Below are 26185 nucleotides of genomic sequence, written 5' to 3' on the forward strand. Positions count from 1 at the left end.
CTGGTGGGGTTGGGTGCTGGTGGGGTGGGTGGTGTGTGCCCGGGCGGCCCGCCGTGGGACGGGATGTCCAAATTCGGCACTAAGGCCGTCCACGACCGCTAGGGCCGTTCCTGAAACCGCATGATTCCAACGTTCTGCCCACAACTGTCGGCGAGGTCGGAGTCGTTTATGCCGATCCTGGACACTTTGAACCGCCACTCACGCGACTCGGCGCCGGCGGCGGGCCGCGTGGGCGGACGGCCGCGGGGAGGCCGGCCGGGCCCGGCGCCCGCACCTGCCCCAGATCCCTACTTGGACCACGAATCTGCAGTTGGACCGCCTGAGAGTGCGTCTGGGCGGTCCAACTGCAGCTAGACAGCAAGCGCAGCTAGACGGTCCAAGTAGAGCCCGGCGGTCCAAGCACGCGCGGGCTAGTCGCCCCAACCGCAAGCAACCACACACCTCGGACACCGACCCAACCCCCGCCCCCACACCCGCGAACGGGAAGAGCCCGTAAAGCTGTGTACCGCGGACGGAGCCGTCGCGGGTACCTCCGGCTACTCCTGCGTGTTCTATGACATGTACGACGGCAAAGTTGACCGGGACATCGGCTACCCGCACAGGTATGCCAAGCAGATTTACGACGACGCCGCGCAGCGGCTCTGAGCAGAGCTACTGCGCGGCGCGCGGGTGTGGAAGCCTCAGCCGGGGCCAAGCGCCTCAGGCGGTGGTCTTCTGGCCCTTCCACAGGGCGTGGCCGAGGTCGCGGTTCAGCCTGGTGATGACCTCCAGCGGCACCGACTTGGGGCACACGGCCGCGCACTCACCGATGTTGGTGCAGCCGCCGAAGCCCTCGGCGTCGTGCTGGTTGAGCATGTTGACCACGCGGGCGAGCCGCTCCGGCTGGCCCTGCGGGAGCAGGCCCAGGTGGGAGATCTTCGCGCCGGTGAACAGCATGGCGGAGGCGTTCGGGCAGGCGGCCACGCAGGCGCCGCAGCCGATGCACGCGGCGGCCTCGAAGGCGGCGTCGGCCTTGTCCTTCTGCACGGGCACGGAGTGTGCCTCCGGGGCGGCGCCGGTGTTGACGGAGATGTAGCCGCCGGCCTGGACGATGCGGTCCAGGGCGGAGCGGTCCACGATCAGGTCCTTGAGCACCGGGAAGCCGGTGGAGCGCCACGGCTCGATGGTGATGGTGGAGCCGTCCTTGAAGGAGGGGTCCTCCGCCAGGTGCCGCATGTGCAGCTGGCAGGTGGTGGAGCGGATCGGCCCGTGGGCCTGCCCGTTGATGACCACGCCACACTGCCCGCAGATGCCCTCGCGGCAATCCGAGTCGAAGGCGACGGGCTCCTTGCCCTCGGCGAAGAGCTGCTCGTTGAGCAGGTCGAGGACCTCGAGGAAGCTCATGTGCTCCTCGATGCCGGTCATCGAGTACTCCTCGAAGTGCCCCTCCGAGTCCTGGTTCTTCTGGCGCCAGATCTTCAGCTTGATGTTCACTTGTAACTCCGCTGCTTGAGCTCGATGTCCTTGTAGATGAGGTCCTCCTTGTGGAGGATCGGGGGCTGGTTCTCGCCGCCCCACTCCCAGGCCGCCACGTAGAGGAACTCGTCGTCGTGACGCAGCGCCTCACCCTCGGGGGTCTGGGACTCGGCGCGGAAGTGGCCGCCGCAGGACTCCCGCCGGTGGAGGGCGTCGATGCACATCAGCTCGGCCAGTTCGAAGAAGTCGAGCAGGCGGCCCGCCTTCTCCAGCGCCTGGTTGAGCTCCATGGCCTCGCCGGTGATGCGGGCGTCCCGCCAGAACTCCTCCTTGAGGGCGCGGATCTGGCGGATGGCCTCCCGCAGTCCCTCCTCGCGGCGCTCCATGCCGCAGTACTCCCACATGATGCGGCCCAGGGCCATGTGGAAGTCGTCGACGGAGCGGGTGCCGCGCAGCGCCATGAGCCGCTCGACGCGGTCCTCAACGTTTCTGCGGGCCTCGGCGATCTCCGGGGCGTCCGGGTCGACCTTACCGATCCGCAGCATGTCCGCCAGGTAGTCGTTGAGCGTGTCCGGCAGCACGAAGTAGCCGTCGGCCAGCCCCTGCATCAGGGCGGAGGCCCCCAGGCGGTTGGCGCCGTGGTCGGAGAAGTTGGCCTCGCCGGCCACGTACAGGCCCGGGATGTTGGACTCCAGGTCGTAGTCAACCCACAGTCCGCCCATGGTGTAGTGCACGGCCGGGTAGATGCGCATGGGGACCTCGTAGGGGTCGTCGCCCGTGATGCGCTGGTACATCTCGAACAGGTTCCCGTAGCGGGCCGAGACGGCGTCACGCCCGAGCCGCCCGATGGCCTCGGAGAAGTCCAGGTAGACGCCGCGGCGCATCATGCGCTCGTTGCCCTGCGCGTCGCGCTCCTTGATGGCGGGGCCGACGCCGCGTCCCTCGTCGCACATGTTCTTCGCCTGCCGGGAGGCGATGTCGCGCGGGACCAGGTTGCCGAAGGCGGGGTAGATCCGCTCCAGGTAGTAGTCGCGGTCCTCCTCGGGAATCTCGCGCGGGTCCTTCTCGCAGTCCTCGGCCTTCTTGGGCACCCAGATGCGGCCGTCGTTGCGCAGCGACTCACTCATCAGGGTCAGCTTGGACTGGAAGTCGCCGGACTGCGGGATGCAGGTCGGGTGGATCTGCGTGTAGCAGGGGTTGGCGAAGTAGGCGCCCTTGCGGTGCGCCCGCCAGATGGCGGTGGCGTTGCAGCCCATGGCGTTGGTGGACAGGAAGAACACGTTGCCGTAGCCGCCGGTGCACAGCACGACGGCGTCGGCCAGGTGGGTCTCGATCTCGCCGGTGACCATGTCGCGGGTGACGATGCCGCGGGCACGACCGTCGATCACGATCAGCTCGAGCATCTCGTGGCGGCGGTACTCCTTAACGGTGCCGGCGTGGACCTGCCGCTCCAGCGCCTGGTAGGCGCCGATCAGCAGCTGCTGTCCGGTCTGGCCGCGGGCGTAGAAGGTGCGGGAGACCTGCACGCCGCCGAAGGAGCGGTTGTCTAGCAAGCCGCCGTACTCGCGGGCGAAGGGGACGCCCTGGGCGACGCACTGGTCGATGATGTTGGCGCTGACCTCGGCCAGCCGGTAGACGTTGTCCTCCCGGGCGCGGTAGTCGCCGCCCTTGACGGTGTCGTAGAACAGCCGGTATACGGAGTCGCCGTCGTTGCGGTAGTTCTTCGCGGCGTTGATACCGCCCTGCGCGGCGATCGAGTGGGCGCGCCGGGCGGAGTCCTGGTAGAAGAAGCACTTGACGTTGTAGCCCTGCTCCCCCAGCGACGCCGCGGCGGCACCGCCGGCCAGGCCGGAGCCGACCACGATGATGTCGAGCTTGCGCCGGTTGGCGGGGTTGACCAGCTGGGCGTTGAACTTGCGCTGCTCCCAGCGCTGGGCGATCGGGACGTCGTGCGGCGCCTTGGTGTCGGCGATCTTCTCGCCCTCGCGGTACAGGCCGTCGATGAGTTCAGTCATCATTCACTCACTTCTCGATCAGTAGGCAGCGCAGTGGGCGAACTGCTCGGAGGCCGAACCGATCGCATCGCAGAACTGGGGGTAGTAGTCGGCCGCGGCCATCGGGGCGTCGACCCAGCCGAAGAGGATCGCCGTCGGCACCGACATGAACACGAGGAACAGGCCGAAGGCGACGATGAAGGCGATCAGGCGGATGAGGGGGATGGTGTTGCCGCGGGTGGCGCCAAGGGTCTGCAGCGCCGACCAGACGCCGTGCCACACGTGCAGGCACAGAGCCGCCAGGGCCACCAGGTAGATCAGGTACACCCACCACAGCTGGAAGCCGTAGTACATGTTGGCGTAGGCGCGCCCGTGGACGTACTCGCCGCCCGGGGCCAACGACAGGGTGGTGAACTGCAGGATGTGCCAGATTATGAACAGCAGCAGGATCACGCCGCCCCAGCGCATGGTGCGCATGGCGTAGCGGGAGGCGAAGTAGTCGGCGCCCGGCTTCTTGACCTCGTACTTGTCAGTCCCACGGGCCTTGCGGTTGCGGAACCACAGGTGGAAGGCACTGATCACGTGGGCCAGCAGCAGCGCCACCAGGACAACCCGCAGGATCCACAGCATGCCGCCGTAGGGAAGCAGCGGCTCAAGCAGGGTGCGCAGCCAGACCGCGTAGTGGTCATAGGCGATCTCACCCTGGAAGTAGTGGGTGTTGCCATAGGCGTGAAGCAGCAGATAGACGATGAAGATGATGCCCGACCAGGCCATCAGACGCTTCATGAAGACCGTCGTCGTGTAGGCGGCCTTCTTCTTGGGGGGAGCAGACGTTTTCACCACGGGTGCAGTTTACGAACGCACCCTGGCCGATGGTCCCAAACCGCCGCCCGCGTCCCCACGAGCATTCACGCATCCCCGCCAGGCCGCGGAAAACCGGGGATAGACTGCGGGAACACGGTTCGGCTCGACTCGTCATATCACGCCCGCCGGGGCGAATTAGCGCCGCCATTTCGTCACACGATTGTCAGACAAATATCAGAGTGGTCGGCGCATGACGATGGCGTCCTCCACCGGCGCCAGGTAGTAGCGGCGGCGTCGGCCGATCGCCTTGAACCCGTGCGTGGCGTACAGGCGCTGGGCACTCTCGTTGGAGGCGCGTACCTCCAGCAGGACGGCGCGGCAACCGGCGTCGGCGGCCGCAGTCAGCAGGGCATTCAGCAGGGCGGTGGCCACACCGCGGCGCCGGGCGGCGGGGATGGTGGCGATGGTGAGCAGGTCGGCGTCGCCGCGGCCGTCCCCGTACCACAGGCCGGCGTAGCCGACGATCGGTTCGGCGTCGGCAGCGCCCGGGCCCGGCGCAGCGGGCGCCTCCTGCGGGTCGGCCGCACCCGCGGGCGCGGCATCCTCCAAGTGGGCGACCAGGTAGGTGCGGTCGGCGCCCGGGCCGTTGGTGCGGTCCAGTTCGGCGGCGAGCGTCGCTGGACTCCAGGCCTCCGCACCGAACAACTCCGGCTCCAGGCGGGAGACCACCTCCAGGTCTTGCGGCGTCATGGGGCGCAGCCGCACCCCGACCGCTGCAGCCTCCTGGCCGGGCGGGTTCACCGTGCGCGTCCCGCAGACATCTGCACGTCGGGGCGGCGCAGGTACAGGGGCGCCGTCCCAAGTCCGGCCTGCTGCACGGCCTCCTCCCCCGCGCCGTCCAGTGCACGCAGGCGGGCCAGGGCGATGCGCACCTGGGCGGCCGCCTCCCCGGAGACGGGGGCCAGCACCTCGCGGCCGGCGGCCAGCTCGGGGTACAGGGCGACGCCGGAGCCGGCCACGACGTCGGCGGGCGGCTGCGCGCCGCTCTCCTCGCGCTGACGCAGGGCGGCGGGGGCCAGCACCTCGTACTCACCCAGGCGTTCGACGTCGTCGGCGCCACGAGCCCGGTAGCGGGCGGTGTAGACCTCCTTGCGGCGCGCGTCGGTGGCGACCAGGACCGTGGCCGATTGCGCGGCCTGCTGGTCCCGCCGGGCCAGCTGATCGAGGGCGGCGCGGGCCACGGCGTCGAGGCTGGGCACGCCGTACACGGGGATGTCACGGGCACGGCCGACGGCGCGGGCGGTCACCAGGCCGGCGCGCAGCCCGGTGAAGGGGGCCGGGCCGGTGGTGGCGACGACGGCGTCCAGCGGGGCCGCGGCCACCGCCGGGTCCGCGAGCGCGGCGGACAGCATGGGGCCCAGTGATTCGGCGTGGCGGCGGGGACTGTCCTGCCCGGCGGTGGTCAGGATGTTCAGGGAGGCGGGGGCCGCGTCGGCGTCCGGGCGGTCGGGGGCGTCGGCGACCAGCAGCTGGGTTCCCAGGGAGGAGTCGATGGAGAGGATGCGCACGGGCACAGCCTAGATGAGCGCCGGGCGCTGGAGCGTCAGCCGGCGAGTGGGCGGAGGTCGACGCCGGCCCAGCGGGGGCCGACGGCGGCGATGGTGACGGTGCGTCGGCCGTCGTCTACTCGGGCCAGGTCGGTAACCGCCCGGGTTTCCCCGGAGCCGGTGGGCGCGGCGGCGGCGAGGCCGCCGTGGGGGCGGGCGACGGTGATCTCCAGCCGGTCGGGAGAGAGGGCTTCCGCCTTGCCCTCGCCCCACTCCATGAGGGTGACCGAGTCGGCGACGGCGGAGTCCAGGTCGAGGGCGTCAAGCTCCTCCAGGGAGGAGATTCGGTAGGCGTCCACGTGGATGAGGTCGGGGCCGGCGTCGGCGGCGGGGTGGACGCGCGCGATGACGAAGGTGGGTGAGGAGACGCGTCCGCGCACCCCCATGGCGGAGCCGATGCCCTGGGCGAGGGTGGTTTTGCCGGCGCCGAGCCCGCCGGTGAGTACGACGACGTCGCCGGCCCGCAGCAGCTTGGCCAGGCGGGCGCCCAGCGCACGGGTGGCGTCGGCGGAGTCGGTGTCCACGACGACCACCGGCGCGGGGCCGTCCTGAACGGCGGGGTGGGCGGTGCTCATGCCTGGGCCCCTCCTGCGTGCACCGCCGGGATGGCGGCGGCGTCGCGGCCCACGAAGACACGGGGCACACGCGCACCCAGGCGGGTGACGATCTCATAGTTGATGGTGGTGCACAGCTGGGCCCACTCGTCGGCGGTGGGGGTGACGGCGTCGGCGGGGGCGCCCCACAGCACGGCGGTGTCTCCGGCAGCGGCGGGCGGGGGCACCGGGGCGCCCTCGGGGGTGGTGGCCGGGCCGAGGTCGATGACCACCTGATCCATGCACACGCGGCCGACTATGGCGGCGCGCAGGCCGTTCACCGCGACCGGGCCGCCGTTGGAGGCGGCACGGGGGATGCCGTCGCCGTAGCCGAGTGGGACCAGGCCCAGCCAGCGGTCGGTGGGGGCGCGCCAGGTACCGCCGTAGGAGACGGCCTGGCCGGCGGGGATGCGCTTGACCTGGGTCAGGGGCGCCTCCAGGCGCATGGCCGGTGTCAGGTCCAGGGCGGCGGAGGTGGCGACGGCGGGGTCCGGGGACAGGCCGTACAGGCCGATGCCGATGCGTACCAGATCCAGCCGCGTATCGGGGTGCCACAGCAGGCCGGCGGTGGCCGCCAGGTGGCGCAGGCGCGGGTTCAGGCCCGCCTCCGCGACGACCCGTTCGGCGGCCAGGAAGCGGGACAGGTGCTTCTCGGTGGAGCCGCAGGCGGGCTCGTCGGCGCGGGACAGGTGGCTCCACAGGGCGACCACGGCGATCGTGCCCTCCTCCTCCGCGGCCTTCGCGGCGGCGGCCAGGGCGGGCAGGTCGGCGGGGGTGGCGCCGCCGCGGGACATGCCGGTGTCGACCTTGAGGTGGATGCGGGCCGGTCCCGGTGCCGACTGGCCGTCGGCGGGGTCGTCCAGTTCGGCGCGGGCGGCCGCCGCAATGGCGTCGAGTTGTGCGCGGGTGGACACGGACAGGTCGATGCCGGCCGCAAGCGCGGCGCGCAGCGGGGAGCCGGGGGCGGCCGCCTGGTCGGGTGTGAGCACGGGCAGGAGCCAGCTGAGCAGGCGCGGGCGCTCGGGGGTGGGAACGGAGTCGGGATTGTGGGAGGGACGGGCGACGCCGGCTGCGTCGAGCAGGGCACGCAGGTGAAGGGCCTCTGCGAGCTGGGCGACGCCGAGCCAGGTGGCGCCGGCCCGCAGGCAGGTGGTGGCCACCGGGCCGATGCCGTGGCCGTAGGCGTCGGCCTTGACCACCGCCATCCAGGGCACGCCGCCGACCGCGGCGAGCACGTGGGCGTTGTGGGCGATGGCGTCGAGGTCGACGACGGCGCGGGAGGTCGTCGCTGTAAGCGGGGTGCCGGTTGACGCGTTCACGGTGGCGATTGTTCCACTCCGCGGGGCTCAGCGCCTGGTCATCGCCACCGACTCGGCGAAGAAGAACGTCACCCGCATCCTGGCCGCCGCCGGGCAAGACAGTCCCCGAGGTCACATCAACGGCTCGGTTCAGCCCCGGCCGGCGCACCAGAGCTGTTCCCAGGCGGCCGGGATCGCCTCGGTCAGGTCCAGTGCGGCAAGCGGATGTCCCGAGCATGCAAACAGCCGGCCGGCTCCAGCCGTGACTGCGGGGCTGGCGTCAACCAGGCCCGCCGCCCGGGCTGCCGCGAGCGCATGCAGCCGCACCCCCAGGGCCGCGCAGCGGGCCGGGGCTTCGGCCTGCACATCTTCGCCGCCGACGGCTTTGCCGTTCTCGGCATCGGCCCGGCTGGCCGCCAGTAGGGCACCGATGATTCCGGCCAGTACGTCCCCACTGCCGGCGGTGGCCAACCAGCCCGGGCCGGAGTCGACCGACAGCAGTGTCCCGCCCGGGGATGCGATCAGCGTCGGGGTCGTCTTCAGCAGCACGGTGGCGCCGGTCAGCTCCGCCAGGCGCCGCGCCGCCGCGGCCGGGGCCGCCTCGACCGACTCCCGCGAGGTCTGCTCCCCCAGCGCGCCGAGCAGGGCGGCGGCCTCCCCGGCGTGTGGGGTGAGCACCTGCCGCGGCATGCAGCGACCACCGGAGACGACTCGAGCGGCGAGCAGGGGCAGCGCCCCGGCATCAATCACCGCATCAACCGGCTCGCCGGCCTCACCCAGCACCCGTCCCAACGCTGCGTCGAGTTCGGCGGCGCGTGGGGCGTCGGCGGGGTCGGTGCCGGGGCCGATCACCAGCGCCTGACAGCGCCCGTCGACGGGCACGACCTCGGGGCGGCGGGCGAGCACCAGGTCGACCACCCGCGCCGGCGCCGCCAACCGCACCATGCCGGCGCCCGTGCGCACCGCCGCCGACGCGGCCAGCACCGCGGCCCCCGGATAGGTCTGGCTGCCGGCCCACAGCCCGACCACGCCCCGGGTGTACTTGTGGTCGCGGTCCCCGGGCACGCGCAGCAGCCCGCCCAGCTCGGTGTCGGTGGGCCGGACGGCGAGCGGCGCCCCGTTCGGCACGGGCAGCCCCAGGTCGACCACGTCCACGCGCCCGCACCGGGGCGCCGCCGGCGGCGCCAGGTGGGCGGCCTTGAAGCAGGTGAAGGTGACGGTGCGATCGGCGGCCAGCACGGGGCCGGGCAGGGTGCCGTCGTCCACGCCAACGCCGGAGGGCAGGTCGACGGCCAGCACCCGGAAGGGCCGCTCCCCCGGATCCCCGGCGGCGCACAGCGGAGCGATGATCTCGGCCGCGGCCGGGCGCAGTGGCCCGGTGGCGGCGATGCCGGTGAGCCCGTCAACCACCAGGTCGACTCCGGCCGCTCCCCCCGCGGCTGCGCGAGCCGCGGCCATGGGATCAGCAGCGAGGCGCACGCCGGCGGCGCGGGCGGCGTCCAGGGCGCCCGCATGCAAACGAGCCGGGTCGGTTGCCGGGGCGGCGGTGACGGCACAGCCGTGGCGGGCCAGCAGGGCGCCGGCCAGCAGGGCGTCGCCGCCGTTGTGACCGCCACCCACAAGCAGCAGCACGCGCGCTCCAGGCACGGCGCCGCGCGCACCGCGGAGCTCCTCCACCGCTGCCCGAGCCAGGGCGTGGGCGGCGGCATGCATGTAGCGGTCGGTGCCCGCGGTCAGCGGCGCCTCCGCGTCGGCGACGGCACGTGCCGGATAGGCCGCTGCGGCGGCCAGGGTGGAACCGGAGGCGGATGGGCTGGCGGTGGCGGTACTCACCGCCCCATCATCACCCCGTCGGCTCCCCCCGCGCCCGGCACCGCGCGCGAGATCGGTGGTGGGACGGTGCGGCTGGACCGTCGGCCCCAGCGCGCCCGGCACCGCCCGTGCATTCACTCCACGGTGACGGACTTGGCCAGGTTGCGGGGCTGGTCGACGTCCAGTCCCTTGGCCTTGGCCAGCGCGGAGGCGAAGATCTGCAGCGGCACCACCGTCAGCAGCGGCCACATCAGGGTCGGCGTGGCCGGGATGCGGATGACGGTGTCGGCGAAGGGGGTGACCGCCTCGTCGCCCTCCTCCGCGATGACGATGGTGCGGGCGCCGCGGGCGCGCACCTCCTGAATGTTGGAGATGACCTTGTCATGCAGGACGGGGCGCCGCGGGGTGGGGACGATGACGAACACCGGCAGCCCGTCCTCCACCAGGGCGATGGGGCCGTGCTTGAGCTCGCCGGCGGCGAAGCCCTCGGCGTGCACGTAGGCGACCTCCTTCAGCTTCAGCGCCCCCTCCAGTGCGACCGGGTAGCCGACGTGGCGGCCCAGGAACAGGAAGGAGGTCTGGTCGGCCAGCTGCCCCCCGAGCTCGCGGATGCTGTCCTCCTGCTCGGCGAGCAGCCGCTCGATCTTGGCGGGCATCTTGCCGAGATTCTCCAGGTAGTCGGCGACCTCGTCGGGCCACTTGTTGCCGCGCAGCTGCGCCAGGTACAGGCCCAGCAGGTAGCAGGCGGTGATCTGGGCGAGGAAGGCCTTGGTGGAGGCCACCGCCACCTCCGGGCCGGCGTGGGTGTACAGGACGGCGTCGGCCTCGCGGGCGATCGTGGAGCCGTAGGTGTTGACGATCGCCAGCGCCCGGCTGCCCTGTTCGCGGGCGTGGCGGACCGCCTGGATGGTGTCCATGGTCTCCCCCGACTGGGAGATGGCCACGGTCAGGGTCTTCTCCGACACGATCGGGTCGCGGTAGCGGAACTCGTGGGCGAGTTCGATCTCCACCGGGATGCGGCACCAGTGCTCGATGGCGTACTTGGCGACGTGCCCGGCGTAGGCGGCGGTGCCGCAGGCGACGACGATGATCTTGTCGATGCTGCGCAGCACGGCCGGGTCGATGCGCATCTCGTCCAGGACCAGTTCGCCGCGGTCGTCGACACGCCCGAGCAGGGTCTCGGCGACGGCGGTGGGCTCGTCGTGGATCTCCTTGTCCATGAAGGTGTCGTACCCGCCCTTGACGGCGGCGGACGCATCCCAGGAGACCTCCCACTGGCGCGGGGTGACGACGTCACCGGCGGCGTCCCACACGGTGACAGAGTCGGCGGTCAGCAGCAGCACCTGGTCGTCGTCGACCTCGGCGGCGTGGGTGGTGAAGGCGACGAAGGCGGCCACGTCCGAGCCGAGGAAGTTCTCCCCCTCGCCCAGGCCGATCACCAGCGGGCTGGAGCGGCGGGCGGCGACGATCGCACCGGGGGCGAGCTCGGTGACGGCCAGCAGCGCGAAGGTGCCCTCCAGGCGGGCGGTGACGGCGCGCATGGACTCCACCAACAACGCGGCGGCCGCGTCCGGGTCCACGGTGCCGGCCTCGCCCGCGGCGGCAAGCCGGTCGGTGAAGTCGAGGTCGAGCAGGTGGGCAACCACCTCGGTGTCGGTGGCGGACAGCAGGGTGCGGCCGGCGGCCTCCACCTCGGCGCGCAGGGACCGGAAGTTCTCAATGATGCCGTTATGCACCACGGCCAAGGAGCCCGCCCGGTGCGGGTGGGCGTTTTCGGTGGTGGGGCCGCCGTGCGTGGCCCAGCGGGTGTGCCCGATGCCGGCGGTGGCCGGCGCAGGCGCGGCCGCGTCCAGGGCGGCGCGCAGGTTGTCGAGCTTGCCGGCAGCCTTGACGGTCGTGAGGCGCTCGACGCCGTCGGGCCGCACCAGGGCGACGCCCGCAGAGTCGTAGCCGCGGTATTCCAGGCGCGAGAGTCCGTCCAGCAGCACCTCCAGGGAGCGGCCGGAGCCGGGGGCGGACGAGGCGGTTGACGGGGTCAGGGGGCCGACGTGGCCGACGATTCCACACATGTGCCCGATAGAACCACCAATCCCCCTCCCGATTCAACGCCCGCGCCGTGAACGCGCGCAGAAATCGACCGGCGGCCCGGTGAGAGATGCGGCGTCACAGCCTCCTGGCGGCACCCACACGTGCCTATGAGGTAACAATGCGTCACACTGGTGCGGTGAACACCCCCGCATCCCCTGCGGCATTGACGTCCCGGCCCGGGACGCCCCCCTCGCCGTACATCGAGTTGCACCGCGACCAGTGGCGCGCGCTCGCCTCCGCCGCGCCACTGCCGCTGACCCAGGCGGACCTGGAGAAGCTGCGCGGCCTGGGTGATCCGATCGACCTGCCGGAGGTGGATGTGGTCTACCGGCCGCTGACGGCACTGCTGGAGCACTTCATCACCACCGCCCGCGAGCGCGCCCGCCGCACCGCCGACTTCCTGGGGGTGGATGAACGCCCCACGCCGTTCGTGGTGGCCGTGGCCGGCTCGGTTGCGGTTGGCAAGTCGACGACGGCGCGGCTGCTCGCCCACCTGCTGGCCCGCTTCCCGGACACCCCACGGGTGGACCTGGTCACTACCGACGGCTTCCTGCTGCCCAACGCCGTCCTGGAGGCGCGCGGACTGACCGCCCGCAAGGGTTTCCCGGAGTCCTACGACCAGAAGGCGCTGCTGGAGTTCGTCACCGCGGTTAAGTCCGGGGCGCCGCGGGTGGAGGCGCCGGTGTACTCGCACACCGTCTACGACATCGTGCCGGGCAGGAAGCTCGTGATTGAGCGGCCGGACGTGGTGGTGCTGGAGGGACTGAATGTGCTCCAGCCCGCCCCGCGGGTGCGCCACTCCCCCGGCAACGATGAGCGCCCGGTGACGTCGGCGCTGGCGGTGAGCGACTTCATCGACTTCTCCATCTATGTGGACGCCGACCCGGAGGACATCCGCCGCTGGTACCTGGACCGCTTCCTGACGCTCAAGCACACGGCCTTCAAGGACCCGAACTCCTACTTCCGGCGCTACCAGGCCATCCCGGACGACATCGCGCTGGCGGCCGCGAACGAGGTGTGGGAGAGCATCAACCTGGTGAATCTGCGGGAGAACATCGCCCCCACCCGGGGGCGGGCCACCCTGGTGCTGCACAAGGACGCCGACCATCACATGAGCCGGGTGCTGCTGCGCAAGGCCTGAACGCCCATGGTCGGTTGGCTGGGGCGGGGCGGGGCGGACTCGGACGGATGATCTCGCAACTGGCAATCGTCTGCGCCCACTCGCGACCGGCCGATGTCAGCGTGAGCCGAAGGTGTCCGTTTTCCTACATGATGTCGCGGGACATGAGGTAGGCGATCCGCCGATCGTTGGCGCGGCGCTCCTGCTCGATCGCATCGTCGGGGACCGAATAGTAGGTGCCGTCGTCGTAGGCGACTGCGCGGGAGACGCCCCACTCCCAGATGGTTTGTGCTGCGGCCGCAGCGGCCAGCAGGGCCTGATCCTCATGCTTAGAGAAACACGCCGTGCCGGGCACGCGCAGCGCTAATCCGGCAGGGTCGAGCAGCCATGCGGAGGCCTCGACGTGCCCGAAGTAGCGCCGGCTTCGTACGAAGAAGTACGAGCTCGACGGCGGCCACGCCACTCGAAGGGTTCGCCACACCACAAGTGCCAGACCTTCCCGCGAGAGGATCGTGTGTTCCCGAACAATCCGGTGCACACTGACCACGAGGCCGCCCGCGGATGCGACCAGCAGTATCCAGAAACCGCTGGACAGTCGCAGCGTCCCGTCCTCCCGGAATACTCCGGCAAAGGCCTGCGGCGTCCGCTCCGGGCCGAGCACGGCCGGCAGCGCCAGGATGCATAGGAACACGAGGATAACGATGTTGGGGATGAGACCGTGCCAGTTCGGCTTGTCTTTGAGGATTAGGGGCTCGTGGGCAAGCAGTGTCTGGTCTGCCGGCGGAGTGCGCAGCACCGGTACGGCCGGGTATTCGTTCTGCACATTACGAGGGCCGACACCTTGTGGTGAGAACAGGGCGGGCATGGTCTCGCGGGCGTAGCCGCGGGCCAGCGCCCAGGACCAGATGGCGTCGACCTCAGCCTCGAGCCGCGTCCGGGAGGATAGGCGCGGAGCGGACAGTCTCGTCCTTTTACCAGCCGTTTCCACCTCTACCACGGGCACTGGGGCGTGCTTGCCGCCGGCGTCTGTGACGACGATGAATCCGGCACGCGAGTCGGGCCAGGACAGGTGAACCGTCCGCAGCAGGCCTCGTGAGTGTATCCCGTGAGCGTCAAAAAGGGTGCGGCGCCGAAGCACCGCGACGCCGAGGAACAACAAAATCACCCCACCCGCGCACAGAGGTACGGTGACCGGCGACTCGGGATCGGCTGCATGCAGCGTCTGGACGATGCTGAAAACTATGAGGCCGCCGAACAAGAAGACGACGCCGGCGACCAAGCTGGCGGCACCCGGTCGGCGCACCAGTGATCCCGAAACTTGGAGTCGTGACGAGGCACTCCTCTGCGAACCGCCATACGGTGCGGCACCACGCTCGAACCCGTCTTGGGTGCCTTGCCAGGGGTAAGTCATCGCTGCTCCTGGGGAAACGTGCGCAGGTACTCGATGCGTTGGGCGGTGGCGACGCGTCGCTGCTCCACCTCGGCGTCAGCGGCCGGCCGGTAGACGCCGTCATCTCGGGCTGCGCCGCTGGAGGCGCCCCATTCCCAGATCGCCTGAGCCATTGCCTCGGCCGCCAGCAGCGCTCGGCGTTCGTCACGGGAGGCCCAGTGCAGTCCCGGTATGCGCAGCGCCACGCCGTCGGGAGCGAGCAGCCGCAGCGACGCCGTGGTGCGCACCGATTCGTGGAACGCCAGCACGAAGATGCACGAGCGCGACGGCGGCCAGGTCAGCCGTTCGGTGCGCCACACGTCCTGCCACACCAGCCCCTCGGGCACGAGGGTCAGCCGGGTGCGCATCGTCTTGAACACGGAGAACAGGAGGTAGCCGAGTACGGAGATCAGCAGCGCGGCGGATACCCCGGCGAATGCACCGGACTCCGGAAAACGCCCGCCTAGCGCTGGGATGTGGCGCGGGCCCAGATCCGTCAGCAGCCGCATCCCGCCCGCCAAGGCGAGGTACACGACGCAAAGGATGATCGCCGGCCGGATGGCACTTCCCGCGGGCTTGAAGATCAGGGGATCGCGGGACAGCAGGGCCCTGTCCTCGGGGGACAGCCCATCTGCGGGCGCCGAAGCCGGAGCCGGCCCGTCGTACCGAGGGGTGGGCGCCAGTGGTATCGGCCCGTCCGGTGCAGCCTCGAATTCGCGCACGTAACCGCGTGAGCGCGCCCACGCCCAGATCTCATCGACCTCTGCTTCCAGTCGGGAACGCAACCCATCGGGATTCATGGCGGCAATGCGAGGCGCCGCCAGGGTTACGTTGCCGTCCGGCGTGGCCACGGCAACCGTGGCGGTCAGCACGTCGGTCGTGCCCCCGTTCTCTGAACGGACCCGTTCGGAGACGTTGATAACGAAGGCGGTGCGGGAGGCGGGCCAGGGCAGGTGGACCGTCCGCAGCACGCCCCGGGAGTGAATGCCGGTGGCATCGAAGACCGTGCGAAATCTGAGCGGAGGCGCCAGGCCCCCACCGATCATCAGCACTGCCGCGCCTGCGACGCCGGCCACGGCGAACGGCGGCACGGACACGCCGAAGGCGAGCAACCGTGAACCGATTATCAGAAACATGACCCCCAACAGCGCGAAGAAGCCGCCGAAGACGTAGGTGAAGGGACTCGGCCGACGCACCAGCGACTCGGCGCCCCCTTGCCGTATACCTGTCATCGCGTCTCCTGGGGATGTGACAGCAGGTAGTCGATCCGCAGCGCGGCGTCGGCCCGGTCGCGTTCGAGTTCCGCATCGACTGCGGCGCGGTAGACGCCGTCGTCACGGGCGACGCCGCGGGAGGACCCCCACTGCCATATGGACTGTGCGGCAGTCGCCGCCGGCAGCAGGGCGCGGCGATCGTGCTTGGAGCGCCACGTCAGGCCGGGCACGGCCATCGCCGTCCTGTCGGGGGCGAGTACGCACACCGTGGCCGTGGTTCGACCCGAGGTTCTACGGGATTGGACGAATACGCACGTGCGCGACGGCGGCCACGCCAGGTGCTGTGCGCCCCAGACCCCCGTCCACTCCAGCCCGTCCCGCGATACCGTCAACCGCGAGCGCAGTCTGACCCACTCGCCAATCAGAAAGGCGGCCCCGACGCCGAGGTACACGCACGCGAGCACAATGGCCATCGATTCGGCGCCGTCGGAGGCCAGATCATCCACAGCTTGCAGTGCGCGCACCAGCACGAGGCCACCGACCAGCATGAAGCCGATCGACGCGGTTATGAACGCCGCCGTTCTCCCGTCCGGTCGTTGCTTGAGCACCAGGGGCTCGCGGGCCAGTAGCGTCTGGTCGGCGGCCGAGCCGCCGTATGCCGACGTCCGCGGCCCCGGCCCGGGCACGTACCCGCCCTGGTCCCACTCCCGCGCGTAGCCGCGGTCGAGCGCCCATGCCCAGATCTCATCCAGGTCTGCCTCGAGGCGCGCACGCAGTGCCGGCTCCTCCCGCGCGGGTGCGGACAGGATGCGCGGCATCGCCAGTGTCGCGCTTCGCCCCGGCGCCAGCACGTGGACTGTGAGAGTCACCTCCCGCCGTCGTCTCGCGGAGTGCCTGTCGTTGCCCTGGTCATGACTGTGCGTACCCACGTCCACGACGAAGGCGGTGCGTGTGTCTGGCCAGGGCAGGTCCACGTGCCGGATCAGGCCGCGGGAGTGAATGCCGTCGGCGTCGAAGACCGTGCGCCGCGCCACCATGGTCAAGCCCGAGCAGATCAGCAGCAGCGCCATGCCGACAACGCCCCCGAGCCAGATGGACCGAATCGGCTCGTCTGACTCCAGGTCCGTCCGGACGCCGGCCACGGCTACCGCGACACCCGCCAGAGTGATGAGCGCGCCACCGACGTACGTCATCGCATCCGGCCGACGGACCAGGGATTCGGGAGAGCCCGTCGAGGCGGCGCCTGGGGATATTGAAAGCTCCCCTTGCGGATCAGGCGTGAGACTGCAGGGGGATGCCGACATAGCAGCTCCTTAAAACAGCTGGTGGGCGCGAGGACGGTTTCAGGGCGCCAGTGACACGCGCCGCCGTGTCCGTCTCGTGATCTCGAGCTTAGCAGAGCCAGCGGGAGGTCATCCCCCAGACATCGTCCCCCGGGGCCTGCGGAACATGGCTAGTCCGCGCGTTCGGCGTCGTAGGCCTCGCGGGCGGCGAGCACGTCGTCCATGTGCCCGACGGCCCAGTTCTCCAGGGTGTCCATGACGTCGGCGAGGTCCCGCCCCAGTGCGGTCAACTCGTAGGTGACCCGCGGCGGGGTCTCGGTGTAGTACTCGCGCCTGACCAGGCCGTCGCGTTCCAGGGTGCGCAGCGTCTGGGTGAGCATCTTGGTGGAGATACCGTCCACGCGCCGGGAGATCTCGGTGAAGCGCAGCGGCCCCTCGTACAGGGCGCCGATGACCAGCACGCTCCACAGTTCACCGAGCTCCCGCAACAGGCGTCGCGAGGGGCAGGACCGGCTGTAGGGGTTGTAGGCGTGCTCGCCCTCACCTACCGCACTCATGCGCCGTTCCTCCCTTCGCCCCGCCGTCGACACCCGACCCATGGGATTCTACCGGCCTCTGAGAAAGGTACAGCGCACAGGGCTGCGCCCGCCGCCCCGAGTCGGGGGCGGCGGGCGCACGCGTCACACGGTTAGTGGGTTACCCGGCGGACGGGTTCACTTGATGACGGCGAAGCCTCCGGTCCAGGTGACCTGCTCGCTCAGGGCCAGGCCGATCTGGAGCGCACCCATGGCCTCCAGCTCATGCGCCCGCTTGAGCGCTCCGGCGTCCACATAGGCCAGGCCGGCCGCCTCCACGAGAGCGCGCAGGGTCGCCTTGGCGTCCTCGCTGTCCGCGGCGGCATAGACGGTGACCGGCTCACCGGCAATGGTGCCGGCGGCGAGGGTCGCGGCGAAGTTCGTGTTGAAGGCCTTGACGACCTGCGCTCCAGGCAGGCGCTCGGCGAGCTCCGCGGCGGCGGAGGAGCCGGGGGCGACGACGGAGTCGAGCGTGCCGAAGTCGATCGGGTTGGAGGGGTCGACGACGATCTTGCCGGCGAAGGCCTCCGCGGGGTAGGCGGACAGCACCTCGGCGATGGCCGGGAAGGGCAGAGCCAGGACGACCAGGTCGCCGGTGACGGCGTCGCCGACGGTTCCGGCGGTGGCGCCGTCGGCAGCAGCGGCGGCCTTCGCGGCGTCGCGGGCAAGCACCTGGACGGAGGCGCCGGCCTTGACGGCGAGCTGGGCGACGGCGGAGCCGATGGCACCGGCTCCGAAGACGGTAACGGACGGGAGGGATGCAGCAGCCACGAAGTTCTCCTTACTGCGTGCGGTGGTTCCGACGGGTATTACTCTCTCTCGGTAACCCACTTCCCGCAAGAGAGCTTTTAAGTGAGTCGAGCCACATCCTCCACCGACGCGGGCGGCCCACCCACAACCGCTTCGCACCGCCCAAGGCCCGCGGCGGTGAGACGCCGCGTGACACCCACCCCGACGCGTTCTACTGTTGCGTGAGTCACCACGCGCGCCCGTATTCCCCAACCCGCGGTCGCCGCCGCGCCACCGGGCGCGCCCGCTGAAAGGAGCTTCTATGCGTCTTGGAATCCCCTGCCAGCCTCCGGACCGCTCCATGACCGCGGCCACGCCGCAGACAGTGGAACAGCTGATCCGTCTGGGCTACGACGTCGTCGTCCAGCGCGGAGCCGGGGCACCGGCCCAGTTCCCCGACGACGCCTATGAGGAGGCAGGCGCGCAGCTCGCCGACCGCGCCGAGACCTGGGGCTGCAACGTCGTCGTCACCGCCTATGCGCCCGACGACGCCGAGCTGGACCTCATGCACCCGGGCGCCACCCTCATCGGCAGGCTCGACCCCGCCCGCCATCCCGAGCTCGTGCAGAGCCTGCAGGACCATTCCCTCACCGCCCTGGCAATCGACACCGTGCCGCGCATCTCCCGGGCACAGAGCATGGACGTGCTCTCCTCCCAGGCGAACCTGGCCGGCTACCGGGCCGTCATCGAGGCCGCCGCGCACTTCGGCCGCCTGCTCAACGGCCAGGTGACCGCCGCCGGCAAGTTCCCGCCCGCCTCCGTGTACGTGATCGGCGCGGGCGTGGCCGGCCTGGCCGCCATCGGTACCGCCTACTCCCTGGGCGCCGTCGTCAAGGGCACCGACGTGCGCCCCGAGGTGGCCGACCAGGTCAAGTCGGTGGGGGCCGAGTTCGTACCCGTGCCCACCGCCCAGGAGGTGTCCGCCGACGGCTACGCCAAGGAGATGAGTACCGACCAGGCGGCGCTGGCGAACGCCCTGTATGCGGAGCAGTCCGCCGCCGCGGACATCGTGATCACGACGGCGAACATCCCCGGCCGCCGCGCCCCGCTGCTGCTGGACCGCGCCGCGATCGACGCCATGCGCCCCGGCTCGGTGATCGTGGACATGGCGGCCGCCAACGGAGGCAACACCGAGCTGACCGTGCCCGGTGAGGTGGTCACCACCGACTCCGGTGTGACCATCGTCGGCTACACCGACCTGGCCGAGCGTCTGCCCGCCCAGGCCTCCCAGCTGTACGGCCGCAACATCCTCAACCTGCTTACCCTGGTCACCCCCGCCAAGGACGGCGACCTGACCCTGGACCTGGACGACCAGGTGGTGCGGGCCATCACCGTGTGCCAGGCCGGCGAACTGCTGTGGCCGCCGCCGCCCGTGGCGGTCTCGGCCGCCCCCAAGGCGCCGGCGGCCCCGACCCCCGAGCCGGCCCCCGATGCCTCCGCCGACGCCGAGGCCCAGGCCGCCGCCCGGGCCCGTTCACGCCGGCGCATGACCATCGGCCTCGCGCTGGCCGCCGTCGCAGTCGCCGTCCTGGTGCTGGTCACCCCCGCGGCCGCCACCAGCCACTACATCGTGCTGGCCCTGGCGGTCATCCTGGGATTCCACGTCATCTCCAACGTGACCCCGGCACTGCACACGCCGCTGATGTCGGTGACCAATGCGATCTCCGGCATCATCCTGCTCGGCGCCATCTCGCAGGTCGGCAACGCCAACCCGGCGATCAGCGCCGTCGCCTTCATCGCGATCCTGCTCGCGTCCATCAACGTCTTCGGCGGCTTCGCGGTCACCAACCGCATGCTCGCCATGTTCAGGAAGGAGTGAGGGCATGTCCTGCGCAGCTGTTGTCTCCCTGCCCGCATTCACGTCAGCGGCCGTGTCGGCATCGCTCCCCGCCGCTGCAAGCGACACCGTCAGCCTGACCCTGCCCTCGCCGGTGGCCCTGGCCTATGTCGCCGCGGCGGTGCTGTTCATCGCCGCCGCCGCCGGACTGTCCCGGCACGAGACCGCGGTCGCCGGGAACATCGCCGGCGCCGTCGGCATGGTGGTCGCGGTCGCGGCCGCCATCGGCCTGGCTTTGACCTCCGACCCCGGACAGGGCGTGGCCACCACCGCCATCCTGATCGCCCTGGCCCTCGGCATCGGCGCCGTGATCGGCATGCTGCTGGCCGGGCGGGTAGCCATGACCGGCATGCCGCAGCTGATCGCGGTCCTGAACGGGCTGGTAGGTCTGGCCGCCGTGCTGGTGGGCTACAGCTCCTACGCCTCCCCCGACGAACTGGCCGAGTCGCTGGGCGGCTTCCACCTGGGCGAGGTGTTCCTGGGTGTGTTCGTCGGCGCCGTGACCTTCACCGGCTCGGTGCTTGCCGCTCTGAAGCTGGCCGGGCGTGTCCCGGGCCGCCCGATCACCCTGCCGGGGCGCAATAGGCTCAATCTCGCCGCTCTGCTGGTCAGCCTCGTACTCATGGTCGCCTTCATCCTGCTGCCTGCGGGGTCGACGGCGGCCTGGGTGTGCCTGGCGGTGATGACGGTGATCGCCCTGGCCCTGGGCGCCCACCTGGTGGTGGCGATCGGCGGCGGTGACATGCCCGTGGTCGTCGCCATCATGAACTCCTACTCCGGTTGGGCCTCCGCCTTCACCGGCTTCATGGTCAACAACGACCTGCTGATCATCACCGGCGCACTGGTGGGCTCCTCCGGCGCCTACCTGTCCTACCTGATGTGCCAGGCAATGAACCGCTCCTTCATGTCCGTGCTGCTGGGCGGCTACGGCACCGAGGGCGCGGTGGCCGCCCCCGCCGCGGGCGAGGAGGGCACCATCCAGCAGACCGACGTGGGCGCCGTCGCCCGGGCGCTGCAGGACGCCAAGCGCGTGGTGATCACTCCCGGCTACGGCATGGCCGTGGCGCACGCCCAGTACCCCGTGGCGACGCTGACGGAGATGCTGCGCGGGGAGGGCGTGGACGTCACCTTCGGCATCCACCCCGTGGCCGGCCGCCTGCCCGGGCACATGAACGTGCTGCTGGCGGAGGCGAAGGTCCCCTACGACCTGGTGCTGGAGATGGACGAGGTCAACGACAGCTTCTCCGACGTCGACGTGGTGCTGGTCATCGGTGCGAATGACACGGTCAACCCCGCCGCGGAGGAGCCCGGCTCCCCCATCGCCGGCATGCCAGTGCTGCGGGTTTGGGATGCCGCCAAGGTCGTGGTGTTCAAGCGCTCCATGGCCACCGGCTACGCCGGCGTGCAGAACCCGCTGTTCTTCAAGGACAACACCTCCATGCTCTTCGGCGACGCCAAGGAGACCGTGGAGGAAGTCATCCGCGCCATGGAGTGAGCACGTGCAGTGAACCGGTGAGCTCTCCCCGGAATTGGACCGGGCCCCGCACCGCAAACGGTGTGGGGCCCGGTCGTCCGTCTAAGTCCCTCTCACATACGCATTTGCCTCTCGCGCACGCGGGGCGGGAAGTCGCACGTCAGGCGGCGCGGGTCAGCGCAGCGAGCCGGGCCGCGCGATCACAGTGCGAGGTTGTCCTTAACGACGGCGGCCAGGCCGGCGGCCACGCGGTCGGCCTCCTCCTGGCTGGCGGCCTCCACCATCACGCGCACCAGCGGCTCGGTGCCCGACGGGCGCAGCAGCACCCGGCCGGTCTCCCCCAGCTGCTTCTCGGCGTCGGCGACGGCGTCCTGCACCGCCTTGTTGGTGCCGGCGGCGGCCTTGTCCACGCCGGGGACGTTGATGAGCGTCTGCGGCAGGCGCTGCACAATGCTGGCCAGCTCGGCCAGGGACTTGCCGGTGCGCTTCATGCGGGCGGCCACACGCAGCGAGGTGAGCACGCCGTCACCGGTGGTGGCGTGGATGGTGTCGATGACGTGCCCGGACTGCTCGCCGCCGAGGGTGTAGCCGCCCTGCAGCATCTTCTCTAGCACGTAGCGGTCGCCCACGCCGGTCTGCACAATGCGGATGCCGTGCTCGCGCATGGCCAGGATCAGGCCCAGGTTGCTCATGACGGTGACCACCAGAGTGTCGGAGCCGAGCGTGCCGTCGGCCTTCATGCCCACGGCCAGCAGGCCCATGATCTGGTCGCCGTCCACCAGGTTGCCGTCTGCGTCCACGGCCATGCAGCGGTCGGCGTCCCCGTCATAGGCGACCCCCATGTCCGCGCCGACGCTGCGCACGTACGACTGCAGCTGCTCGGGGTGGGTGGAACCGCAGTCGGCGTTGATGTTCAGCCCGTCCGGGGACGCGTTGATGGCGATGACCTCGGCGCCGGCGGAGCGCAGGGCGGCGGGGCCGACGTTGCTGGCGGCGCCGTTGGAGGCGTCCACCACGATGCGCAGGCCAGACAGGTCGGTGGCTACGGAGTCCACCAGGTGGTTGATGTAGGTCTGGTCGGCGACCGTCTCGCCCTTGATGACGCGGCCGACGGCGGCGCCGGTGGGGCGGGGCAGGTCCTCGTTCAGGGCCGCCTCGATGCGGTCCTCCACGGCGTCCTCGAGCTTGTAGCCGCCGCGGGCGAAGAACTTGATGCCGTTGTCCGGGAAGGGGTTGTGGGAGGCGGAGATGACCACGCCGAGGCTGACGTCCTGGCTGGCGGTCAGGTGAGCGATGGCGGGGGTGGGCAGCACGCCGACGCGGGTGACATCCATGCCGGAGGCGGCCAGGCCGGCGCTGATGGCGTGGTCGAGGAACTCGCCGCTGGCGCGGGTGTCGCGGCCGACGACGGCGCGGGGGCGGCGACCCAGCCGGTGGGGGGAGTCATCCGAGCCGACCAGGACACTGGCCGCGGCCCGGCCGAGGCTGACTGCGAGATCAGGGGTGAGCAGTTCGTTGGCGAGTCCGCGGACGCCGTCGGTGCCGAAGAGTCGTGACATGGGATCCTCCTGTGGGTAGACGGCCCCATCATTCCACGCCGGAGCGCAAACCGGTGGCCGCCTCCCCGAAGAAAGACGGCCACCGACGTGAAATATGCGCTTCGGGGCGCCCCGGAGGGGCGCCGCCGCGGTCAGCGCTTGGAGTACTGCGGGGCGCGGCGGGCCTTGTGCAGACCGGCCTTCTTGCGCTCCACGATGCGGGCGTCACGGGTGAGGAAGCCGGCCTTCTTCAGGGCCGGACGGTTGGCCTCACGGTCGATCTCGTTCAGGGCGCGGGCGATGCCCAGGCGCAGGGCGCCGGCCTGGCCGGAGATGCCGCCGCCGTTGATGCGGGCGATGACGTCGAAGCGGCCCTCGAGCTCGAGGATGGTGAAGGGGGCGCGCACGAGCTGCTGGTGCAGCTTGTTGGGGAAGTAGTCCTCCAGGGTGCGGCCGTTGATCTTCCACTGGCCGGTGCCGGGGATGAGGCGGACGCGGGCGACGGCCTCCTTGCGGCGGCCGAGTCCCATGCCAGGGGCGGTGATGGACTGGCCGCGTCCCTCGGTGGGGGTGGATTCGGTGGTGTAGCTGGCGGGGGCGTTGTCCTCGTCCAGCGCGTCGATGTCGACGGTGGTCTCAGCCACGATGTGTCCTTTGCTTGTCGGGTGCCGGGCGCTGGGCGCTTACTGGGTGACCTGGGTGAGCTGGTAGCTCTGCGGGTTCTGGGAGGCGTGCGGGTGCTCCGGACCGGCGTACACCTTCAGCTTCTTCAGCTGGGCGCGGCCCAGGCGGGTGTGGGGCAGCATGCCCTTGATGGCCTTCTGGACGGCCCGCTCGGGGTTGGTGGCCAGCAGCTCCCGGTAGGAGACGGCGGTCAGGCCGCCCGGGTAGCCGGAGTGGCGGTAGGCGAACTTCTTGTCGGCCTTGCCGCGGGTGAGGACGACCTTGTCGGCGTTGATGATGACGACGTAGTCGCCACAGTCCTCGTTCGGCGCGAACTGCGGCTTGTGCTTCCCACGGAGCAGGGTTGCAGCCTGGGCTGCGAGCTGGCCGAGCACGACGTCGCTGGCGTCAATGACGTACCAGTTCTTCTTGACGTCGCCGGGCTTCGGTGTGTACGTGCGCACTGGCGTTGCCTTCGTTTCTCTTGGCGGGCGGACACGCGGAAACAGCGCAGGCGCTGGCATCCGGCGGGACCGCCATGGTCAGATGAGGTGGTCGGAGCACCGGCCGCAAGTGGCGAGTGGGATGGCACCACAAGCGTGATCGCGTGCTGCACGACGATCCCCTACCCTACCGGCGGCTTCGGGGACGGTCAAAGCCGCCGGCACCCGGGCGGCCGTGAAACCTGACACGCCGCCGTGCGACTCGCCGACGGCGCAACGGCGGTCGGCACGCACCCGCCGACGTGGGCTCGCGCCTGCGCCGACCGCGCCACCAGCCGCGCGGTCAATCGCAACAACCCGGTGCCCGGCGCAGCGTGCGGGCCCGCTCGGCCTGAGCGGCCAGCTCGGCGTCGTCCGGGTAGATGACCTCCTGAAGGGTGAGGCCGTGGGCGGGGGCGACGGGTGCCGCCTGCTGACGGCTGCGGGCGTCCAGCAGCCGGACGGGCCAGTCGACGTCGCGCCTCCCAGTCCCGACTTCGAGGGCGGCGCCCACCAGGGAGCGCACCATGGAGTGACAGAAGGCGTCGGCGACGACGGTGAGGGTGACCAGGCCGCCGTCGGGGCCGGGGGCGTCGGCGGGCACACGCCGCCAGGAGAGCTCTTTCAGGGTGCGGATGGTGGTGGCGCCCTCGCGGGGGCGGCAGTAGGACAGGAAGTCGTGCTCGCCCAGCAGGGGGTGGGCGGACGTCTGCATGGCGTCGACGTCGAGCCGCTCGTTCACCCACAGGACCTGGCCGCGGCGGGCGGGGTCGCGCGGGGCGCCGGCGGGGCCGCCGTCGGCGATGCGGTAGCGGTAGCGGCGGGTCAGCGCGGAGAAGCGGGCGTCGAAGGCGGCGGGGACCAGGCGCGCCCCGTGGACCACCAGGTCGCCGGCACCGCGCGGGGCCGGGACGGGTCCGTGTTGAGCCTCGCGGGCGAGCACGCCGGCGAGCCGGTCAAGCAGGGCCTGCTCGGGGGTACGCGTGGAGCGGCCTGGCAGTGCCCGCCAGGCCGCGGTGGGCACGTCGAGGTGGGCGACCTGCCCGCTCGCGTGCACGCCGGCGTCGGTGCGCCCGGCCACCGTCAGCCGCACCGGGGTCCGCAGCACGGTGGCCAGGGCGTCGGTCAGTACACCCTCGACGGTGCGCTGTCCGGGCTGGGCCGCCCAGCCGTGAAAACCGGTGCCGTCGTAAGCCAGGTCCAGGCGCACGCGCACCATGTCGGTGCGGGCGGGGTCGGCGTCGTACGTAGGGTCATCATGGCGCGTGGGCTCGGCGTCGCTCATGGGCACCATGAGACCACAGCCCGGGTGCTGCCTTCACCCGTCCGCCTCGGTGCTAGACGTCGGGCCGCATGTCGCTTGCACGAACTTGGTGGCGTTGCACGACCTTGGGGTGCATTCCACGACCACCCCGGGGTCGTGCAAAACACCCCAAGGTCGTGCAACGCGGCCCAGGGTCGTGCAACAGCAAACAGCAGCACAGCCCGACACCTGCAAGAGCACAAGCCCACTCCCCCGCGCGCACGCCCGGGCACGAAGGCTCTAGCCACGCAACTCGACGGCGGTGACGCCCGGCCGCCAGGCACGCTTCGCACATGAAGTCCGGGTCAAGCCCCCAAGGCCTACACCTTGCGTAGACCGCTTCCAGCGGCCGGCGTAACCTGGAAACGAGGAGGCCGAGGGGACATGACTGAACACACTGCGGAGCGTGTGCGGTTCCGAGACATCAAACCCGTCGAAGCGCCAACCACGCTGGATGAGCTGATCGGACCTGCCGCAGGCGAGGTCACCCTCCCCCTGCGCGTGCGCTGGGCTCCCGGAGCCCGTACTTATGACGTTGCTCGAGACCCACAAGCGCAGATCGTCTACCAGGCTGTTCTAGCTGAAGGGACCGTGGACGACCAGCGGAGGTTCATCAACCGCAACCGACTCGTGGCACTGTGGCCGACTCTGAACCTCGACCAGCGAATCGTCACGCTTTGGGAAGGGCGATTCCCCGAACTGCGTGGACTCGCATGGTAGTCGGTCGCCTGGCTGACGAACAGCGGCACTCGACGAATCTGGCGCTCAACGTATTGGCCGGCGACGAGTTTGCCTTGGCAGGGTCGGGCGCGATTCGTGAGCACGGG

The 26185-nt window shown here is 70.8% G+C and carries 22 protein-coding genes; 4 read left to right on the forward strand and 18 right to left on the reverse strand.

Translation table 11 applies throughout. The annotated features are described in order from the left end of the window. Positions 1–699: 699 nt before the first annotated feature. The 9 genes from BN1056_RS05035 to glmS form a co-directional block, all read right to left on the reverse strand. Entirely contained in the window at positions 700–1473 is a 774-nt protein-coding gene (locus BN1056_RS05035; protein ID WP_073327481.1) for a succinate dehydrogenase/fumarate reductase iron-sulfur subunit, read from the reverse strand. Continuing rightward, a complete protein-coding gene (locus BN1056_RS05040) occupies positions 1470–3470 on the reverse strand; it encodes a fumarate reductase/succinate dehydrogenase flavoprotein subunit (RefSeq protein ID WP_210579569.1) in 2001 nt (666 codons plus the stop codon). Before BN1056_RS05040 ends, BN1056_RS05035 begins: the two co-directional genes overlap by 4 nt. Positions 3471–3488: 18 nt before the next feature. After that, a complete protein-coding gene (locus BN1056_RS05045) occupies positions 3489–4235 on the reverse strand; it encodes a succinate dehydrogenase cytochrome b subunit (protein WP_210579570.1) in 747 nt (248 codons plus the stop codon). Positions 4236–4487: 252 nt separating this feature from the next. After that, positions 4488–5054, reverse strand: a complete 567-nt coding sequence (gene rimI / locus BN1056_RS05050) for a ribosomal protein S18-alanine N-acetyltransferase (RefSeq protein ID WP_244671513.1) — start codon at positions 5052–5054, stop codon at positions 4488–4490. Next, positions 5051–5821, reverse strand: a complete 771-nt coding sequence (gene tsaB, locus BN1056_RS05055; protein WP_210579541.1) for a tRNA (adenosine(37)-N6)-threonylcarbamoyltransferase complex dimerization subunit type 1 TsaB — start codon at positions 5819–5821, stop codon at positions 5051–5053. The genes rimI and tsaB overlap by 4 nt, the downstream gene beginning before the upstream one ends. 35 nt (positions 5822–5856) lie before the next feature. Continuing rightward, positions 5857–6435, reverse strand: coding sequence for a tRNA (adenosine(37)-N6)-threonylcarbamoyltransferase complex ATPase subunit type 1 TsaE (tsaE, locus tag BN1056_RS05060; RefSeq protein WP_210579542.1), 579 nt, complete (start codon positions 6433–6435; stop codon positions 5857–5859). Next, complete coding sequence (gene alr / locus BN1056_RS05065) at positions 6432–7781, reverse strand: alanine racemase (protein ID WP_210579572.1); 1350 nt, start codon at positions 7779–7781, stop codon at positions 6432–6434. The genes tsaE and alr overlap by 4 nt, the downstream gene beginning before the upstream one ends. Before the next feature lie 120 nt (positions 7782–7901). Further along, the gene (locus tag BN1056_RS05070) at positions 7902–9584 is read right to left on the reverse strand and encodes a bifunctional ADP-dependent NAD(P)H-hydrate dehydratase/NAD(P)H-hydrate epimerase (RefSeq protein ID WP_244671515.1); all 1683 of its coding nucleotides are present in this window, start codon (positions 9582–9584) and stop codon (positions 7902–7904) included. 113 nt (positions 9585–9697) lie between these two features. Beyond that, positions 9698–11632, reverse strand: a complete 1935-nt coding sequence (gene glmS / locus BN1056_RS05075; RefSeq protein ID WP_210579543.1) for a glutamine--fructose-6-phosphate transaminase (isomerizing) — start codon at positions 11630–11632, stop codon at positions 9698–9700. Between the two features lie 137 nt (positions 11633–11769). Between glmS and coaA the strand changes: the two genes are divergently transcribed. After that, entirely contained in the window at positions 11770–12792 is a 1023-nt protein-coding gene (gene coaA / locus BN1056_RS05080) for a type I pantothenate kinase (protein ID WP_210579544.1), read from the forward strand. A gap of 124 nt (positions 12793–12916) precedes the next feature. Here the strand turns inward: coaA and BN1056_RS05085 are convergent, their stop codons facing one another. The 5 genes from BN1056_RS05085 to BN1056_RS05105 all read right to left on the reverse strand — a co-directional run bounded on the left by BN1056_RS05085 (position 12917) and on the right by BN1056_RS05105 (position 18043). Next, on the reverse strand, positions 12917–14182 hold the full coding sequence (locus tag BN1056_RS05085; RefSeq protein WP_210579545.1) for a hypothetical protein: 1266 nt from the start codon (positions 14180–14182) through the stop codon (positions 12917–12919). Next, positions 14179–15432, reverse strand: a complete 1254-nt coding sequence (locus BN1056_RS05090; protein ID WP_210579546.1) for a hypothetical protein — start codon at positions 15430–15432, stop codon at positions 14179–14181. The genes BN1056_RS05085 and BN1056_RS05090 overlap by 4 nt, the downstream gene beginning before the upstream one ends. After that, a complete protein-coding gene (locus BN1056_RS05095; RefSeq protein WP_210579548.1) occupies positions 15429–16607 on the reverse strand; it encodes a hypothetical protein in 1179 nt (392 codons plus the stop codon). Before BN1056_RS05095 ends, BN1056_RS05090 begins: the two co-directional genes overlap by 4 nt. Positions 16608–16867: 260 nt before the next feature. Beyond that, positions 16868–17254 (reverse strand): winged helix-turn-helix transcriptional regulator, encoded by a 387-nt coding sequence (locus BN1056_RS05100; protein ID WP_210579549.1) that lies wholly within the window; start codon positions 17252–17254, stop codon positions 16868–16870. 156 nt (positions 17255–17410) lie between these two features. After that, the gene (locus BN1056_RS05105; protein ID WP_244671517.1) at positions 17411–18043 is read right to left on the reverse strand and encodes an NADPH-dependent F420 reductase; all 633 of its coding nucleotides are present in this window, start codon (positions 18041–18043) and stop codon (positions 17411–17413) included. A 280-nt stretch (positions 18044–18323) separates the two neighbouring features. Here BN1056_RS05105 and BN1056_RS05110 point away from each other — a divergent pair, with 280 nt between their 5' ends. Both BN1056_RS05110 and BN1056_RS05115 read left to right on the forward strand, forming a co-directional pair. Further along, positions 18324–19880, forward strand: coding sequence for a Re/Si-specific NAD(P)(+) transhydrogenase subunit alpha (locus BN1056_RS05110; RefSeq protein ID WP_210579551.1), 1557 nt, complete (start codon positions 18324–18326; stop codon positions 19878–19880). Positions 19881–19884: 4 nt separating this feature from the next. Further along, positions 19885–21393 carry an NAD(P)(+) transhydrogenase (Re/Si-specific) subunit beta gene (locus BN1056_RS05115; RefSeq protein WP_210579552.1) on the forward strand — a complete coding sequence of 503 codons (1509 nt, stop codon included), beginning with the start codon at positions 19885–19887 and terminating at the stop codon, positions 21391–21393. A gap of 179 nt (positions 21394–21572) precedes the next feature. On the opposite strand, the gene glmM is transcribed toward BN1056_RS05115, so the two are convergent. The 4 genes from glmM to truA all read right to left on the reverse strand — a co-directional run bounded on the left by glmM (position 21573) and on the right by truA (position 25274). After that, a complete protein-coding gene (gene glmM / locus BN1056_RS05120; RefSeq protein ID WP_210579553.1) occupies positions 21573–22931 on the reverse strand; it encodes a phosphoglucosamine mutase in 1359 nt (452 codons plus the stop codon). A 131-nt stretch (positions 22932–23062) separates the two neighbouring features. Then, positions 23063–23554, reverse strand: coding sequence for a 30S ribosomal protein S9 (gene rpsI / locus BN1056_RS05125; RefSeq protein ID WP_073327508.1), 492 nt, complete (start codon positions 23552–23554; stop codon positions 23063–23065). A 39-nt stretch (positions 23555–23593) separates the two neighbouring features. Next, entirely contained in the window at positions 23594–24037 is a 444-nt protein-coding gene (gene rplM, locus BN1056_RS05130) for a 50S ribosomal protein L13 (RefSeq protein ID WP_210579554.1), read from the reverse strand. A 322-nt stretch (positions 24038–24359) separates the two neighbouring features. Then, entirely contained in the window at positions 24360–25274 is a 915-nt protein-coding gene (truA, locus tag BN1056_RS05135; protein ID WP_210579574.1) for a tRNA pseudouridine(38-40) synthase TruA, read from the reverse strand. 468 nt (positions 25275–25742) lie between these two features. Between truA and BN1056_RS05140 the strand changes: the two genes are divergently transcribed. Then, positions 25743–26078 carry a transcriptional regulator gene (locus BN1056_RS05140; RefSeq protein WP_210579555.1) on the forward strand — a complete coding sequence of 112 codons (336 nt, stop codon included), beginning with the start codon at positions 25743–25745 and terminating at the stop codon, positions 26076–26078. The last annotated feature ends 107 nt before the right edge of the window (positions 26079–26185 follow it).

It is taken from the genome of Actinomyces succiniciruminis (assembly GCF_900002405.1).
Lineage (GTDB): Bacteria > Actinomycetota > Actinomycetes > Actinomycetales > Actinomycetaceae > Actinomyces > Actinomyces succiniciruminis.